This window comes from Peribacillus sp. SRI_006, assembly GCF_057586375.1.
The window spans coordinates 141640-159882 of sequence record NZ_JBYCZT010000002.1 but is presented as its reverse complement, the minus strand read 5'-3'; the positions used below and the strand labels follow the sequence as shown (position 1 = coordinate 159882).

Sequence of the window (18243 nt, the reverse complement as noted above, 5' to 3'; positions counted from 1 at the left end):
TGATTGTTCAATCCACAACAACTTGGTTCTTCAGTAAAAATGGCTGGGTGATTTCCGCTTCTTTTTGTTTATCTATCAATAGGGCATTCAGAATTAAATCCACGTAAATATCACCGATTTCGTCGATCGTTTTTCCGCCGTCCCTTTTGTACCATTTGTAGGACCAGTTCACCATGCCCAGAATTGACATTCCGGTAATTTCCACTGGCAATTCGCTGCGGAATACTCCCTTGTCAATACCTTCTTTGATAACGGAAAAAATGATTTCTTTATACGTTTGACGCTTTTTTTTGATTGCTTCAACATAAGGTGGTTTTAAGTAAATGCTTTCTTGATAGAAAACTGAGATGTGTGGTTTATAGAGGTCAAAAACTTTAACAAATGATTGAATGATCTTTTGCATTTTTTCTGTTGGATGGGTACTTTCTGAAATGGCTTCCTGTGCTTTTATTAAAACATATGAAATAAAGTAATCATGGATGACAAATAAGAGTTCATCTTTGGAAGAGAAATGGTGATAAAAACCACCTTTGCTAGTTCCGCATGCCTTAACGATTTCGTTGACGGAGACACCATGAAAACCATGCTGATCGAAGAGCGTCAACGATGTTTCAATTATTTTTTCTTTTAACTCCGTAAGACTGCACCCCCTTTGTATCCGCTTACATTCCATCCAGTATAAAGAGCTTGATTATGTATAAACTGGATTTATTTAGATTTTACCAAATAATTAAAAATTGTCAATTTTTAATTATCAACAAAAAAACAGCCCTCAAAACCAAGAGCCGTCAATCCAGTTTATTTAAGAAGCGGTCGATACCATGTCATTTACTACCCTTGACCGGTTTAACTTGGGCTTTTACAAGCTGCCATCCATTATTATATTTCCACACTGATTTGATCTCCAGTATCGGATCACGCTCATCGGACCCTTTTACATTTTGGATTCCGATAAGCGCTTTTCCTTTTCCTAAAACGGTCTTGAAATCCAGTGAAGAGTATGGATCAACCAAAAGCTCTGTCGGTTCATTTAGTTTTCCATTTAGATAAATGCCCAATTTATCATAAGCTTGTTTTCTGGAACTGACATCCATCACCACAGGTTTTTGACCTTCAATAATGATTTCCGCTTTGTATCCGTCCAGAAATTGTGCCATTACAGGAACGGATGGCGGTACTTCAAGCTCCTTCACTTTTCCATCCTTGAATGAATAGGCGTAACTGGATATCAACCGCTCTCTACCTTCCATCAAAACCGTAACCAATACATCCTGGACCCCATCATCATTCAAGTCGGCAACCTTTAGATCTGGATTATACCCAGCTTCAAGCGGGACGTCGATTATACGGCGATTGCTTTCCACACTTAACTCAATTTTTTTCAGAAACTTACTACCTTCCTCATAAGGCAGTCCCTGAACCTGGATGATGTCTATTTTCTGGTCACCTGTTACATCTCTTTTAGTTGAAATATATGTGCCATCCACCTGAAAATTTTTATCATGCGCTTCAACCGCTTGATAGCTCAAAAATAGTGAGATGACTAAAACCGCATATTTTAGCAGATCTAACTTTTTCATAGTGATAACCTCTCTTTTCAAAGATGTACTAATTTGACATTTGTCGCCGTTTGAACTTTCGACGCTGATCTTTCATGAAGATGGACCAGAAATAATAGAACCCAGGGACTAATATTGCAAAGCCCACGATATACGTGGCAAACACGGCCCGGAATGAGGTTGGATCGGTAAATCCTGATAGAATCGTGACATTTGGATAGATGATGTAAGGTAAATGAGCGATACCATAAACATAACTGCCGATTAAATACTGTATGATAATCGCAATGACAGCGAGGCGTGGCATCCCTTTAACCTCCTGCTTAGAAAAATAGGGTAGGTACAGTGCTATCCCGCTAATGATGAAAAAAATGAGCGAGATGAATAACAATGCAGAGTTTTTCATCATTTCTTGGTAAATCCAGTTCGCTTCGTTTCTTAACGTGAGCATGACCAGCAGAGCCATGACCAACATAAGCGGTCCCGTTATCATCGCATCCCTGCGATATATTTTGTATGCTTTCATTTCATCGGCCTGTTTTGAGTAATCGGACAGGAGCAAAGAAGATAAAAAAAGCGTGCTCATAATGCCGAATCCCACAAATGCATACTCATTCGGACTCGTGAAAAGTTTAGATAAATTCAATTCTTCATTTCCTCTCACACCTTCGACAAACCCAAGATGAGTGATTGGCAATACGCTGATTAATAGCCCCGGTATGATCAATCCCGTCAATCCTGAGATATACGTTAACGCTTTTTCATATTTATCAACGCTATGCGAGAAAACCAAGAAAGCACTCCTAATACATAGCAGAACCAATATCAGGCTCGCGGGAACGATCAAGGCTACCCCAATCGGGAATACCGCACCTGGGAATAAACTGTAAATCGCAATGACAAGACCAACCACAAAAGTATTCGTCACTTCCCAAGTTGGTGATAAATAGCTATTCGCTATCTTGGTAGCATTCGTCTCTTCCTTTTTAATGTAAGTCATTGCCCAGAAGCCCGCGCCAAAATCCATAGAGGCCATGATGGCATAAAGGAAAATAAAGCCCCAGACCAGTGTTATTGCAAGAAGAGCATCACTCATTCGCCTTCCCCCCTTTTATGAATTCGAATCGAAAAGTCTTACACCTTTCTGTTCGGCTTTATATATATCATCCATTACGGAATGACGTTTGAAATAATACAAAAGTGTAAACACGACAGAAACGCATAAAATGATATATACGATAATGAACATCGTGAATAAGAATCCAAGGTTTTCGTACGAAGTGACTGAATCCTCCGTTGTCAGCATCCTGTATATCGTCCAAGGCTGTCTGCCGGTACAGGCAAAAATCCAACCGCATTCTATCGAAATCACCGAAAGCGGCCCTGATGCAACAAACAGCCAAAGAATCCATTTCGGATATGTCTCCTTTTTCAGCCATTTATTCCATACCAATGAAAACAGTGCCAACGCGATTAAGCCTGAACCAATCATGACCATGGCATTGAATAAGATATGGACATAAAGCGGCGGCCAATACTCTTCCGGAAAATCATTCAAACCGGTCACAACCGTATCAAAGCTATTACCAGATAGAAAACTTAATAACCATGGAAATTCAATCCCATACTTAACTTCCTGAGCTTCCCTATCGGTATAACCGAACAAGGTAAGTCCGGCATGGTCCTGTGTTTCAAACAACCCTTCTGCAGCTGCCAGTTTTTCCGGCTGTTCCCTATATAAATGCTGCGTAGTCGCATGACCGTTCAATGCCGTCAAAAACGAAAAAACCAAGCCCAAGACAATACTGAGCCTCAGTGCTTTTTGGTGAAAATTAAATTCAGCAGTGCCATATTTATTTTTCAGCATCTTATAGGCTGCGACGGACGCCACGACAAAAGCGCCTGTAGTATAAGCAGTCAGGGCCGTATGACCTGCCGTCACCAAGAAACTTGGGTTAAAAAATGCCGCCCAAGGATCGACATCGACGATTTCCCCATTTTCAAACCGGAACCCAGCAGGTGTCCCTTCAAAAGCATGGACATTCGAAATCAAAACAGCCGAAGCCAATGCTCCGAATGCAACAAAGAATAAACTCACGATTCGGGCCCATGGCTTGATTTTTTCAGCAGCATACACATAGATTGACATGAACAGCGCTTCAACCATGAATGCATAAATCTCGATTTGGAATGGAAGCGCCATGACACGTCCTATCACTTCCATGAACCCAGGCCATAATAGTGACAGCTGCACACCCGCAATCGTACCAGTCGGAATCCCGACCCCAAGTAAAACCCCTAATGTTTTGGTCCAGCGTTTAGCCATGACGACATACTGTAAATCCTTTGTCCTTTGATACATCAATTCCGCTGCCAACATCATCATCGGCAACCCGACGCCAATTGTTGCAAATATGATATGTACAGCCATATTCGTCCCGAACATTGCGCGGGCCATTTGTATATGATCCATACTGTCTTCCTTTCTACCCTTTGTCTCTTGGTAGTATCTCCTCTGTAAAGGAAAATATTTAATAATATTCCACAAACTAATTTTTCATAGGTATTGCAGAAGCTCGGTATTCACTTAATGATGTTTTTGGATGATTGTTTAGAATATATTCTATCGAGGTTATTTTTGGTATATATATTACGTGGAATTCACCCATGCACTAAGAAAAATTTTTACTAAGCATTTAGATGACAAATTATTGAATATCCTTCATAAATGGTGACCCAATCGGAATAAGATAGCGTAAATCCCATATAGAAAGTGTAACAAGAGAGGAGAAAAACATTTTGTCCTTTACCAAAGATCCGTTATCACCCGAACAAATGCTGGCTGTGATCAGAAATGGCCTGGGGCCTACCCCAATCCCCAAAAAAATCATTATCATTGGTGCAGGCATGTCTGGGTTGGTTGCAGCATCCCTTTTAAAACAAGCGGGGCACGATGTTACGATATTGGAAGCAACCGGGAGGGTCGGAGGGCGTGTTTTGACCATACGGGAGCCATTTTTAGAAGGTTCCTACCTTGAAGCCGGTGCCATGCGCATTCCTAATTATCATTACTTAGTTGCTGAATACATCAAGAAGTATGGTCTACGAGTCAACACCTTTGTGAATGCGACTCCTAATGATCCCATTTATGCCAATGGAATCAAGACGACCGCTGCCATATATCAGCAGAACCCGGATATACTGAGGTACCCTGTAGCTCCCCATGAAAGAGGTAAAACAGCTGAAGAATTACTTAACATGGCAATCAAGCCTGTGACTGACTTCATCATTCAAAATCCACGTAGAAATTGGGAAATAGTCATTAAAGAGTTTGATAAATACTCCATGAGCTTCTTTTTGCAGTACAATCCAGTCGGAATCAGTCTATCAACAGGAGCGATTGAAAGCATCAAAGTCCTGATGGGTTTAGAAGGATTCCCGGAACTTTCTTTTCCGGCCATACTTCGGGAGCTTATGCCGCTCTTTAATCCAGACGTGAAATTTTTTTCAATCGAAGGAGGTAACGACCGGCTTCCTTATGCCTTTCTATCGGAATTGAAGGATAATTTAATCTTCAGATATGAAGTGACAAAGATCATCCAACATGATAATCAAGTCACCATCCATTCCAAACATACTCAAAGTCAAAACCCCTTAACGGTTACCGGTGATCTTGCCATCGTGACAATCCCTCTTCAATTGCTGCAATTTATAGATATTGATCCCAGGAATTCCTTTTCCCATAATAAGTGGAAGGCAATAAGGGAACTCCATTATGCTGCTTCCACAAAAATTGGACTTCAATTCACTCATAGGTTTTGGGAAAAGGAAGGAATCTTCGGCGGTAAATTGACGACAGATTTACCTATTAGATTTTCTTATTATCCCAGCCAAACGAGCAACCAGAGTGAATCCGGTCTCATCTTAGCAAGTTATACATGGGAAGATGATGCCACTTTATGGGATATCCTACCGGAAAAAGATCGCATACAACACGCATTGAAAAATTTGGCAGTGATCCATGGTAATCAAGTATATGATCATTTTTTATCAGGAGCTTCTTATAGCTGGACATTGAATCAGTATTCCTACGGCGCTTTCTCCATGTTTAAGCCTGGTCAGGAAACGGACTTGTTTCCATACATCCCAACTCCTGAAGGAAGGGTCCACTTCGCTGGAGAGCATACATCAACCGTACCAGCATGGATTGAAGGAGCCATTCAATCCGGAATCAGGGTTGCACATGAAGTGACGAATCTGCCTAGAACTTTAGGTGGGCCTTGAATGGACCATTTCCTTGGCTATTAAGTAACCTCATCAACAAAGAACACTGACAAAAAACCTTCCATTTGGAAGGTTTTAAATTCTTATGCCCATTCACTTTATCCCACCTTTTGAACCGAAGTCTACGATCCTTATTTCCACTTCATAATTTATATCAGCTTTACTGAAAACTTCGTCCCATTTCCGCTTATTTTTCTCCCAAAACTTCGGATGCTGATTTTCCACATAACGATACAATCCTGCTACCCCTGTTTTATATTCATGCTGTAATTTGTATACGATTTTTTTGACATCCTTTTTCACTTCATCCTCGGCAATACGCTCAACCTCTTTTAAATAGGCTTTTTCAAAAGAATTCTCCTTACCATACCAATCTTCCGAAAGTCTTGCTGTGTACCCGACCTTAATATTGATCGTCAAATGATCACCGTTCAATTCCGTCGTGATTTTCCTCCTTGTCCTATTGATCACTTCCACACTTAAAGGCTTACCGTGTTGGACCGCTTCGATTATTCCGCCCTTTACTTCTCCGTTCAGCCAATTTAATGCAGCTATATCTTCATCATTCATGATTCCGACCAACTTTGAATTGTTGATAATGCCTGCACCCTCCAAAATTAATTTCCTGCCCCTAATATCAACGGCCTGAATGGCAAAGCTTCCATCTGATTGCAAATTTGAGGATGCTTTGCCAAGTGTTAAAGGAGGAAGTATCTTATTCGTTCTGTTCTCATTATCTTTCAATTCATAGATTACATTCGAAGGGATCTCCCCATCTTCGGATCGTCCCAAAATTTCTTTCGTCGGTCTTTTCGTTAAATAAACATGACAGCTTCTTCTAGTATTATTATCGCGTATTGACTGATTAATGATCGCTTCCATCGGGATTTTCCTTAATACATCTTCATTAATGAGGATGATACGCTGATGATTGGTTAATACCGTATTGGTTATGAGTAAAGAATCCCTAATTGCTTCATGCAGCGTTTTGGCACTGACGGTAACATTTTTATATTTTAATTGCGTCTGATTCTCCTGAACACTATTTCCTGGAGGCACCAGAATTTGCTGTGTTAACATGATTTCGTCATCCTTTTTGCCTTTATCGATCCCCACTCCAACTACAAGGGATAATTCTTCTATATTTTCACTGTCCCAACAGCCTGAAAGCAAAGGAATAAGCAAGATCAACCATAATCTTTTCATCCGCTTCTTCTGCTCCTTTTCACTTGAACGATTACGAATGTAATAATGGGCAAGCCAATTAATATAATGGGAAAAAGATATCCAAGTAAATCACTCATTTTAAAAATGTCAATTGTATCTTTAGGGATCTTGGCCAGAAAAAAAACGACGGGAACCAAAACAATAAGGTTCGTTGTATATGAATTGCTAAATATTTTCGTCATTCCTTCTGCTGCAAAGTAAAAGTAAATTGCATGTGTTAAAAAAAACTGAAGAATCCAGGTGATTAAGAGAAATAACTCCATACGCTCTAAAAATATCCCTGTTACTTCAAAGGATTGAACAAAAGAAATGGTTGGCCAAGTAACCGCTTTGACTTCCGGGACGGTCAGCGTAGCCACGACCAATACATATGTAATCACATACAAAATCAGCGGGATGAAAAAACCGATTAAAACGCCATTTCTTACTTTGTTTTGATTTTTAACGACGCCAAACAAAAAGATGAAAAGTTCAATTCCAAAAAAAGACAAAGTTCCGGAGCCCATTCCTTTCATGACAGGTAGAAATCCTTTCGCAAGAACAGGCTGGAGATTTTTTAACTCGACTACCCTGAGACTGAACAAATAAATGAGCAAGACGATGACGATTGTCAAAGGAAGAAAGAAGACACAAGCCTTTGCTATGGCTTTTATTTTGCCTGTCACAAGATGGACACTCGCTAAAATCATGGAAAGTATCACGATTTCAACTGGTGTTTCTTCCAACAAATAAAACCGGACCATTTCACTCATCGCAAGAACTTCAAAGCTGGCCACGCCAATAAAGTACACCACCACGACCAACCCAATAAGTTTGGAGAGCCATTTTCCATAGGCCTCCTCCATGTACGTGTAATAGTTAGCGACCTTATGTTTTTTTAACAGAACAACTAATAAGCATATTAAAAGGGCTATAGCGATCCCAGTTAAAATCAAGACGATCCATCCATCGGTCGAATTGATTTTTTCCGTTATCGTCCTTGGAAGCGTCAGCATTCCAATTCCTAGCATGCTGCATGAAATGATCGCTGCCAATTCGCCACTAAGAATTTTGCCGTCGGATTGGCTCAAAAGAATTCCCCCCCTTTTTCCGCTTCGGTAACCGTAGGAACGCATCCTTCCAGGTCTTTTTACCGATAAAATCCATTGGTTGAAAATAAGGTTCTTGGAAACTCGTCAATTTTGACAAATGGCTGATAACGATGATAAAGAATAATGTAGTTCCGTATAAACCTAAAACGGCGGCAAAAATCATCGCCCCGAACCTTAATGCCCTGAACGCCAGTCCAAAGCTATATTGCGGGACCGTAAAAGAGGTAATCGTCGTGATCGAAACGATTATGACCATGAGGGAACTTACAATATTGGCTTGAACTGCCGCTTGTCCAATAATTACCCCGCCAACCAATCCAACCGTTTGACCAATGGGCGATGGGAGCCGAATCCCTGCTTCGCGAAGCAGTTCAATCGTTACTTCCATGATGATGGCTTCAACAAACGGCGGAAATGGCACGTTCTCCCTTGTACCCGCGATGGTCATCGCCAGTTCTGACGGAAGCAATCCAGGGTTGAACGAAACCAAGGATATATAAATCCCTGAAAGAAATACGGTAACAAATAAAGATAAATAGCGAAGTATACGTAAAAAAGAACCCGCTACCCACCTTTCATAATAATCATCCGGTGACTGCAGCAGCATCGTGATCGTCGTTGGTGCCATCAAAGCAAATGGCGATCCGTCAACCATGATGACCACCCTTCCCTCCTGCAGTGCAGCCAATACTTTATCCGGACGCTCCGTATTTTGGATTTGCGGGAAAGGGGTTAAAGCTGTATCTTCAATTAATTCCTCAAGCATCCCCGAGTCTTGGAGATCAGTAGCTTTCACTTCATATATCCGTTTATTCACTTCTTTTAGCAAAGAATCACTAGCTTTTCCTTCATAATAGATCAATGCAACTTCCCGTTTTTCCATCGTCCCGAACTTCTGTTGTTGGACGATAAGGTTGGGATGGTTCGAATATTGCCTTATCAAGCCGATATTTTCTTGAAGACTTTCGATAAACCCAAGCTTCGGTCCCCTGACAACCCTCTCTGTTGAAGGTTCACCCAGTGTACGTTTTTTTTCCTTTTCCAGATTCAAGACATAGCCATTTACAATTCCATCTAAAAATAAAAGCGTTTTCCCGTCAAAAATATGCTCTTTGGCTGTTTCATATGTTTCAACATCATCCTGTTCCCTGACTGAACAGATTTTGGAAATGACCAGCTGTTCGATAGAAACCCGATGCCTGGTTTCAACCTGGGCAGCCGATAGATCCAGGACAATCTCATTGAATGCAGGATAATCCATCGTTCCATTGACAAATACGAATAATCCCGAAACTTCATAACCGGGAATGAATATCTGTTTAAATACTACATCATCCTGCATATCCAATTCAGATTTCAATTCTTCCTGCTTTTGATCCAATTTAATATGCAAGGGTTTACTTTTCATGGTGAACTCCTTTGGTTAAATGGGGTTTTTATATTCTCAGTTTCCTCTATTTACAATTTTTTTATGCGACAGGAAATGAAGGCAGCTTTTACACCAATTTATTTAATGAATTTCCTTTCTGAAACGAGCGACATTAGCATCCAAAATGGTTAATTTGTAATTAAATTGCAAATGCTAGGATTATAAGCTTTAGTGCAGAGGTGACAACATTGTTTAACCGCAGAACGTTCAAAAAAAAGCCAAATCAACCAAACGAAAAAAATGAAGAATTAAATAACGTTTCGGAAGTAAGGGACCTATTCAATACCCTATCTTCATCCAATGATTTCATTAACCATCAAGGAACATATAATGGCATAGGCTATTGGGTCTCTTTTTATCGCTCGTTGATCGATGCACAGGTACTTCATGAAAGTGTTCTTTCTGTCATACCGACTCTGGAAACGATAAATTTGGAGCAAATAAAAGAAAACGTTCCTATTGAGAATACACTTATCACCAGTACCAAAGTTGTAATTGAAGACAGGATCATGAGAGGCGAAATTGCACTTCGTTTAGATGGAAATCTTGATGAATGCCTATTAATCAATGTTGCGGCCCAACAAGGAAGGCAAGTTAATAAACCTGAACTTGAATTTGGAATCATAAGTGCACAAGAAGCTTTTGTCGAGGATATTGATATCAATCTGAATTTAGTCAGAAAAAGGCTTCCTGTCCCTGGGTTGCAAGTAAGTGAAATGACTGTGGGATCCTTGTCTAAAACGAAAGTGGCAATTTTATCGATAGAAGGGATCGTTGATCAGGAAAATGTTGATAATGTTATACAAAGGATCAATGATGTAGAATTTGATGAAATATTGGACGGGTCCTATCTCGCGCAAATGCTATATGATAATTCAAATACCTTGTTTCCCCTTTTTCTAAATACGGAAAGGCCTGATCGCATCGCAAGTGCATTGGCTGAAGGCAAGGTAGCCCTGTTAATCGATAGGTCGTCCTCTGCACTTATTACTCCAACCATTTTGTTGGAATACTTCATCACCATGGAAGATTATAATATGCCGTGGATTCCGGCATCCGCTTTCCGTTTATTAAGAATATTCGCGGTCGCTTTCTCGATTTTTGCCACTCCCATTTATGTAGCCGTGCTGACCTATCATTATGAACTGATTCCTAAAGATCTTTTGGAAACAATTGTTACCTCAAGGAACTTAATACCTTTTCAGCCTTTGATTGAAGCATTATTCTTGGAGATCTCCATAGAGTTATTACGGGAAGCGGCTGCCAGGCTGCCAACGAAGGTAGGTCAGACATTAGGTATCGTCGGCGGTATCGTTATCGGTCAAGCGGCCGTTGTTGCTGGTTTGACAAGTAATATCTTATTGATCATCGTTGCCCTATCGGCATTGGCATCATTTGTTACTCCCATTTATAAAATGGGGAATGCCATACGGCTGCTGCGGTTCCCCTTTTTAGTGGGAGCCCAGATTTGGGGGCTGCTCGGCATTACCATAGCGGGCGTGTTTTTGATGGCCCACCTTATCAAATTAACGTCGATGGGACACCCATACCTTGAACCGATATACCCATTTCGCATGCAAGATTGGAAAGATAGCTTTGTTCGGCTTCCTTTTAATCTTTTTAAATCCAGACCTGTTAATTTACGTCCTGATGATACTTCCAGACAGCCGCAGCCCAAAAAAGCAAGAATCAAAAAAAATGATTTTAATGAATGATTTATATTTAAATGAGGGTCCCATATGAACCAAGCTGGAGTTAATGAAAAGTATAAAGTATCACCGTTCTATGTGTTTTTTTTAGTGCATTCCATGCAAACAGGAGTAGGCGTTTTAAGTTTTCAAAGAGTTTTAGCGAAGTCAACGGGAACAGATGGCTGGATTTCGATACTACTAGCCGGCCTGATCGTTCATATAATGATTTGGGTCATATATAAAATCTTCAGTATCGTCCCTGGTGATATCATTTCGGCCAATAATCATGCATTCGGGAAATGGATCGGGAATTTCTTCAGTCTATTATTCATTCTTTACTTTTTGATCCTAGGGATGACGGTCATGATTAGCTATATAAATGTCATACATGTATGGATGTTTGATGAGGTACCATCTTGGGCGTTTTCGGTGGTTTTCCTGATCCTGATTTATTATATAAATACGGGAGGATTCCGAACCATTACGGGTATTACCTTTTTAAGCTCCATTCTGACATACTGGCTTTTATTTGTCCTATTCTATGCCATGAAATACTCAGAATTCACCAATTTGCTTCCTGTTTTCCACCACACTCTATTGGATATATTGAAAGGAACAAGAAGTACTTCATTAACAATGCTTGGGTTTGAAATGATCGTGATGTTTTATCCGTTCATCAAAGATGCTAAAACTTCACAAAAATATGCTCATGGAGGGGCCTTAACGACAACCTTAATAACCGTATTCGTTTATTTAGTTTCAATTGTTTTTTATTCACAAAAACAGTTGGAACTGACTATATGGCCGACGCTGACATTGACCAGTATTGTCGAATTTCCCTTTATTCAACGATTTGAATATATAGATGTTTCTTGGTGGGCCATCGTTATCATACCCAACATGACCATTTCCTTGTGGGCTGCAAGCCGAGGTTTCAAGCGTTTATTCAATGTTCAGCAAAAGTATCCATTATGGGGGATGTCGATTATTATCCTGCTTACCAATGTATTTATATTTGATATCGATTCCCTCTATATATTGCATAAAATAATCGATCCATACGGCGTACTCTTTATTGCTTTATACTTGCCTCTTCTTTTGGTCATCATCTATATAAAGAAACTGAGGAAACGTATATGAGAAAATTATTTCTTGTTATCTTGGCTTTGCCCCTCCTTTGCAGCTGTGCCCAGCCAAGAGTGGTGGATGAAGTCAATATGTCCCAGGCCATTGGCTACGATATACTGAAGAATGATATTATCGAAGGAATGTTCGTCATCCCTATCTTCCAGCAGGACATGATAGGTAAATATCAAATCTTAAGCGGAACATCGACAACAACAAGTGATGTCCAGGCTACCGTATCCAAAAAAGCGGATAAGCCGGTAATGCTTGGACAGACACGCATCATTTTATTTAGCGAGAAAATGGTTCGTGAAATCGGAATGACAGAACTGACCGATTATCTCTACCGTGAGCCGCAACTTGGAAACAGGGTACTTTTGGCCATCGTTGAAGGAAAGGTCAAGGATGTAATAAATACGAAACCACCAAATACGAATGTGAATATTGGAATCTTTTTATCGGATTTGATTAATCAACAGAATGAAACAGGAAACGGACCGGATACTAACCTCCATCTTTTTTTAGGAAACGCTCTAGAAACTGGCGGCGATTCGTATCTTCCTTTAATTAAATTAATTAATAATGAAGTTGCTGTTTCAGGAGTGGCCCTATTTCATGAAAATAAGATGGTCACGAAAGTTCGAACCGATGATATGTTCATTTTCAAGACATTAGTTCAACATCATAGGAGGGGAATATACAAATTCAAATTAAAAGACAAGAAAAAAAGCGATATCGTTGTAGAAAGCATCCGAAGCGGTTCAAGTTATGAGGTATCCAAATCAGAGAATAGTCCCTCCATCACGATTAAACTCAAAATTAAAGGACAAATCAAGGAATCCATGCGAAGTGAAAATCTTACAAATAGAAAGATGATAAAAAAAATCGAACAGGCAATGGAAGATGATTTAACCAAGCAAGCAAACCGTCTTATTAAAGATTTTCAGAAAAAATCCCTTGACCCGATTGGCTTAAAGGAAAAATACCATGCCAAAAATAAAAAACTTACCTATGAACGATGGAAAATGATTTATCCGAAGATGGACATTAATGTAGAAACCAAAGTTAACATCATCCAAACCGGGGTGTCAGAATGATGAATTGTCGATAGCCCATTTAGAAATCTTCATCAGATCGGAAAAACTACATTCATATTAAATTGCTGGTGAACAGCTCAATTATCTAACTGCATGGCTGGCAGATGCTTTTGAAACAGCAAGAATTGTGGTTAGCCGGATAAATGAATCTGATTATCTACCTATCGTCGTTACATAAATAACTGGAGCTGACTATATGAATACACCTATGAAATCGATCACCGCTGCCTCAGTATTAAGTATATGTTTAATCACAGGATACTCGTTTGCTTCCGCAGGTAACGAAAAAGATGAATTGAAATCGGATAAAGTGACCTTCTTTGGGTCCCCAACTTCTGCGATTTCCAGTTCAGTTGCTGTGCCTCAAAGTTATAACCGGTTATTGTTTAGCGGAACAGTTGCACCTCTTTTAAACAAGGATGGAAAAACCACTTATGAGAGATATGGCAATACAGAAAAGCAGGCAATCGGAATCTTAGAGAAATTAAAAGCAGATTTGAAAACAAAAGGACTTTCCCTCACTGATGTAACCTATCTGCGTGTGTATGTCGCGCCAGATCCAAACAAGGGAAATACACCAGACTATCAAGGTTGGTTCGATGCTTACGCTCTTTTCTTTAATACAAAGGAAAATCCAGTGAAAACAGCCCGTTCCACTGTAGGGGTGCAAAGTCTGGTTTCGCCGGATTATCTCATTGAGATTGAAGCAGAAGTAGCCTATAAAAATAACAGCAAGGCAAATAAATAGACGATAGATGAGTATGGTCACGATTCAACATATCGATGTTCCAGCCACTCTGGAAAGCCTTTGAATACAAAAAGAGACAGGAAATTATTCCTGTCTCACAGACTGTACAATTCGAACGTTGATTGGAACGTAGGGCACTCGCTTTCCTCAGGCGGGTCCGCCCTCGGCGCTCTTGCGCCTGCGGGGTCTCGGCTAGCAAGTTTTTCGGCAGGAATGTCGCATATTACTTTAGAGTTTCAATCATATAATTAAGCAAAAAATCATATAGGAAAATCAAGTTTTCTTTTAGATTCGGGGTGAAAGCATTCCGAACTTCTATTGTCGTCAAAAAGAGACAGGAAGTCATTCCTGTCTCTCATTTGTTTTAATCAATCATGAAAATTCGTTCCATCCGTCACTTCTTTAATAATGCCAGCATTAATGACGAAGTCGCCAAAATGCTCTCCTTGCTGACGTTCTTTTGCAAAACGGGAAAGAAGTACACGCAACTCTTTTAATATCTCTTCTTCACCAATGTTTTCGCGGTATATTTTACTTAATCGGCTTCCGTCGAAAGCAGCACCGAGATACATATTATATTTACCAGGTGCCTTACCGATAAAGCCAATTTCACCGAGTGCATGCCGGGCACAGCCGTTCGGGCAACCAGTCATGCGTATCGTGATTTCTTCATTCCTCAAGCCGTTTTCATCAACGATGGCCTCGATTTTATCAATCAGAACCGGCAAATAACGCTCTGCTTCGGCCATTGCCAACCCGCATGTCGGAAGCGCCACGCATGCAATCGAGCTGCGTCTGAGCGCCGAATGATGTGCACCATCCGTCAAACCGTATGTTTCAAGCAATTCTATGATTTTTTTCTTTTTCTGGCTTGACACATCTGCAATGATCAGGTTTTGATTGGCAGTCAATCGGAAATCACCCGTATGGATCTTTGCGATTTCGCGCAAACCGGTCATCAGCTTGTAGTCATTGATATCGGCAATTCGGCCACCCTCGACAAATAGTGTAAAATGCCATTTACCCTGCATGCCTTTTACCCATCCATAGCGGTCGCCATTATTATCAAAATGGTAAGTTCTCGCTTCCTCCAGCTTCCATCCTAGACGATTTTCCAGTTCAGCTTTTACCGGTTCAAGCCCAAGCCTGTCTACCGTATACTTGAACCGGGCATTTTTCCGCACGGACCGGTTTCCGTAATCACGCTGAATCGTAATGATTTTTTCAGCCACATCCAGTATTTTGTCTGGCTGACAAAAGCCGATTACCTTGGCTAGTTGAGGATATGTCGCCTTGTCACCATGGGTCATTCCCATACCGCCGCCGATCGCCACATTAAAGCCAACAAGTTTTCCATTTTCAACAATTGCTATGAAGCCAAGATCCTGGGAGTAGACATCAATGTCATTGGATGGCGGGACCGCAATGCCTATTTTAAACTTCCTTGGCAAATAAAGCTTTCCGTACATTGGTTCGACTTCCTCCAATTCCGGAGTAGCGACAACTTTTTCTTCATCCAGCCAGATTTCATGGTACGCCCTTGTACGCGGCAATAGATAATCACTCAATTTTTTCGACCATTCATATACTTCGGAATGGATTTCGGATTGAAATGGAATCGAATTGCACATTACGTTTCGGTTTACATCTCCACATGCAGCGATTGTATCCAACATGGAAGCATGTATTTCCTGAATGGTTTTTTTCATATTCCATTTTAAAATACCATGCATTTGAAACGTCTGCCTTGTTGTCAATTTCAAGGTTCCGTTACCGTATTTCTGGGCAAGGTCATCCATAACAAGCCATTGAGAAGGCTGTGCAACCCCGCCGGCCATGCGAACACGCAACATAAATTGATAGGCAGGCTCCAGTTTTTGTTTTTGACGCTCATTACGCAGATCCCGATCGTCCTGCAAATAGCTGCCGTGATGTTTCATCAGTCGATTGTCATCATCCGGAATACCGGCGCTAATCCGATCCTGCATCACTTTTCCAAGTGTACCTCGCAAATAATCGCTTCTTTCTTTAATTTGCTCAACATCACTTGGCGGGCCTGCTGGTGCTTTCAATAGTGGGTTCACCATGTTGTAATCTCCTTTTCTTCCAAATTTCAATACACATCACGTTGATAGCGTTTATTCTGTTGCATATCTTCTAGATAAGCTTGCGCATCAGCATGGCTCATATTGCCTTCTTTTTCAATGATCTCAATAAACGTATTATGGACATCATGTGCCATGTTTTTCTCGTCACCGCAAATGTATACAGCTGCTCCTTTTTGAAGCCATTCGTATAATTCCCCGCTTTGCTCGCGCATCCGGTCTTGAACATACACTTTTTCATCCGTATCGCGGGAAAAGGCCACATCCATTTTCGTAAGTACACCTGTTTTCAACCACTTTTGCCATTCACTTTGATAAAGGAAATCCGTCACGAAATGCTGATCTCCGAAAAAGAGCCACGTTTTCCCTTTCGCTTCCGATTCTTCGCGATCCTGGATAAAGGATCTAAAGGGGGCAATGCCCGTTCCCGGTCCAACCATGATAATTGGCGTATCTGGGTTCTTTGGCTGCTTAAAGTTCTGGTTATGCTGAATGTAAATGGGCAGCAAGTCCCCTGGCTGTAATCTGTCCGCACATAAAATCGAGCAGACTCCTTTTCTTTCCCGACCATGACTTTCATACCTGACAGCTCCGATTGTCAAATGCACTTCATCCGGATAGGCGGACAAACTACTCGCAATCGAATACAGACGGGCTGGCATTTTCCGAAGTATCGATACAAACTCTTGCGCCGATTCACCCCATGAACCAAAATCACGGACAAAATCAAGCAAATCACGGCCTTCTCGATATTCTTTTAACCTTTCTTCATTACCAGGCTTTAAAAGCTCCTTTAAATCCTCATTACCAGAAAGCTGTGCCGCTTGTTCAATGAGCGATTTGGTCAATACCGTTATTTCAAAGTCGGAGATGAGCGATTCCCTAAGCTGACGAAGTTCCCCCTGCTTATTGACCTTCACGGTTTCTTCAGGATCCCAATCCAGTTCCATAAGAAGCATATCCACTAAATCCGAATCGTTTTTCGGATAAATGCCAAGGCTGTCACCAGGCTCGAATGTAAGACCTGAGCCCTCAAGAGATAACTCAAGATGATGAGTTTCTTTATTGGAGCCACGTCCGTTCAAATTTATGTTTTCCAACACTTCCGCTTTAAACGGATTCGTTCTCGAATAAGAAGTTTTTTCACCTACAGAAGCTTTTGCTTCGGGAACTGCAGCAGCAGAACTGACTTGCCCTTCACTTAAACTGGAAATGACTCCTTCCAGCCATTCGGAAGCAGGCTCATCATAATCAAGGTCACAGTCCATTCGCGGAAATAACCGTGTCCCCCCAAGTTCCTCCAAGCGTTTATCGAATTGTTTTCCCGTTTCACAGAAAAACTCATATGAGCTGTCCCCAAGCGCCAATACCGAATAGCGGAGACCCTCAAGGCTTGGTGCCCTCCTGCCATGAAGATACTCATGGAAAGACAATGTATTATCCGGCGGATCACCTTCTCCATGCGTGCTAACGGCAATCAGAAGATTTTCGATTTTTTTCAAATTGTTGACTTTAAAGTCACTCATGGATGAAATGGTAACCTGAAAGCCATTACCCTCAAGCTTACTCGCCGCATTTTCTGCCAGCCCTTGAGCATTGCCCGTCTGTGAACCATACAGGATGGTCACTTCTTTTGATATTGTCTTCCCGCCGCTTTGAGCTTCCAATACCGGGGCGTCGGCTGAACTTGTGTTCGAAACTGACAAAGATGCAGTCAGATAACCGCTCAACCAAATTTTTTGTGTTTCGGTCAAGCTTGGCAGCAGGCTGTTAAGAAGCTCTGCCTGCTCTTGATTAAAGGGACTGTTACTTACCTGAAGTTGCACGATTTCCACCTCACAAAGGGATATTAACTTATCTTAGTTGATTATTATGTATAACGAGTGG

14 protein-coding genes are annotated in these 18243 nt (G+C 41.0%); 5 read left to right on the top strand and 9 right to left on the bottom strand.

Annotated features, from left to right (window positions below; genetic code table 11):
* Positions 1–7 precede the first annotated feature (7 nt).
* The 4 genes from AC2YHV_RS03080 to AC2YHV_RS03065 form a co-directional block, all read right to left on the bottom strand.
* Positions 8–673 carry a TetR/AcrR family transcriptional regulator gene (locus AC2YHV_RS03080; protein WP_057277749.1) on the bottom strand — a complete coding sequence of 222 codons (666 nt, stop codon included), beginning with the start codon at positions 671–673 and terminating at the stop codon, positions 8–10.
* A gap of 151 nt (positions 674–824) precedes the next feature.
* Positions 825–1580: a hypothetical protein gene (locus tag AC2YHV_RS03075; protein WP_487372554.1), complete on the bottom strand. Its 756-nt coding sequence runs from the start codon at positions 1578–1580 to the stop codon at positions 825–827.
* A gap of 28 nt (positions 1581–1608) precedes the next feature.
* A complete protein-coding gene (locus tag AC2YHV_RS03070) occupies positions 1609–2655 on the bottom strand; it encodes a cytochrome d ubiquinol oxidase subunit II (RefSeq protein ID WP_063576332.1) in 1047 nt (348 codons plus the stop codon).
* Positions 2656–2670: 15 nt separating this feature from the next.
* On the bottom strand, positions 2671–4032 hold the full coding sequence (locus AC2YHV_RS03065; RefSeq protein ID WP_487372553.1) for a cytochrome ubiquinol oxidase subunit I: 1362 nt from the start codon (positions 4030–4032) through the stop codon (positions 2671–2673).
* Positions 4033–4394: 362 nt separating this feature from the next.
* On the opposite strand from AC2YHV_RS03065, the gene AC2YHV_RS03060 reads away from it, so the two are divergent.
* Positions 4395–5843: a flavin monoamine oxidase family protein gene (locus tag AC2YHV_RS03060; RefSeq protein WP_487372670.1), complete on the top strand. Its 1449-nt coding sequence runs from the start codon at positions 4395–4397 to the stop codon at positions 5841–5843.
* 93 nt (positions 5844–5936) lie between these two features.
* On the opposite strand, the gene AC2YHV_RS03055 is transcribed toward AC2YHV_RS03060, so the two are convergent.
* The 3 genes from AC2YHV_RS03055 to AC2YHV_RS03045 are packed head-to-tail and all read right to left on the bottom strand — an operon-like array spanning position 5937 to position 9569.
* A complete protein-coding gene (locus AC2YHV_RS03055; protein WP_487372552.1) occupies positions 5937–7049 on the bottom strand; it encodes a Ger(x)C family spore germination protein in 1113 nt (370 codons plus the stop codon).
* Positions 7046–8140 carry a GerAB/ArcD/ProY family transporter gene (locus AC2YHV_RS03050; RefSeq protein WP_487372551.1) on the bottom strand — a complete coding sequence of 365 codons (1095 nt, stop codon included), beginning with the start codon at positions 8138–8140 and terminating at the stop codon, positions 7046–7048. Before AC2YHV_RS03050 ends, AC2YHV_RS03055 begins: the two co-directional genes overlap by 4 nt.
* Complete coding sequence (locus AC2YHV_RS03045) at positions 8112–9569, bottom strand: spore germination protein (RefSeq protein ID WP_487372550.1); 1458 nt, start codon at positions 9567–9569, stop codon at positions 8112–8114. The genes AC2YHV_RS03050 and AC2YHV_RS03045 overlap by 29 nt, the downstream gene beginning before the upstream one ends.
* Positions 9570–9778: 209 nt before the next feature.
* On the opposite strand from AC2YHV_RS03045, the gene AC2YHV_RS03040 reads away from it, so the two are divergent.
* The 4 genes from AC2YHV_RS03040 (at position 9779) to AC2YHV_RS03025 (ending at position 14251) form a co-directional block, all read left to right on the top strand.
* Positions 9779–11305: a spore germination protein gene (locus tag AC2YHV_RS03040; protein WP_487372549.1), complete on the top strand. Its 1527-nt coding sequence runs from the start codon at positions 9779–9781 to the stop codon at positions 11303–11305.
* 24 nt (positions 11306–11329) lie between these two features.
* Positions 11330–12421 (top strand): GerAB/ArcD/ProY family transporter, encoded by a 1092-nt coding sequence (locus tag AC2YHV_RS03035; RefSeq protein ID WP_487372548.1) that lies wholly within the window; start codon positions 11330–11332, stop codon positions 12419–12421.
* Positions 12418–13503 (top strand): Ger(x)C family spore germination protein, encoded by a 1086-nt coding sequence (locus AC2YHV_RS03030; RefSeq protein ID WP_487372547.1) that lies wholly within the window; start codon positions 12418–12420, stop codon positions 13501–13503. Before AC2YHV_RS03035 ends, AC2YHV_RS03030 begins: the two co-directional genes overlap by 4 nt.
* Before the next feature lie 196 nt (positions 13504–13699).
* Positions 13700–14251, top strand: a complete 552-nt coding sequence (locus tag AC2YHV_RS03025) for a RidA family protein (protein WP_487372546.1) — start codon at positions 13700–13702, stop codon at positions 14249–14251.
* A gap of 368 nt (positions 14252–14619) precedes the next feature.
* Here AC2YHV_RS03025 and cysI read toward each other — a convergent pair whose 3' ends face one another.
* Together cysI and AC2YHV_RS03015 are read right to left on the bottom strand one after the other, a co-directional pair.
* Entirely contained in the window at positions 14620–16338 is a 1719-nt protein-coding gene (gene cysI, locus AC2YHV_RS03020) for an assimilatory sulfite reductase (NADPH) hemoprotein subunit (RefSeq protein WP_487372545.1), read from the bottom strand.
* A gap of 26 nt (positions 16339–16364) precedes the next feature.
* Positions 16365–18182, bottom strand: a complete 1818-nt coding sequence (locus AC2YHV_RS03015) for an assimilatory sulfite reductase (NADPH) flavoprotein subunit (protein ID WP_487372544.1) — start codon at positions 18180–18182, stop codon at positions 16365–16367.
* Between the last annotated feature and the right edge of the window lie 61 nt (positions 18183–18243).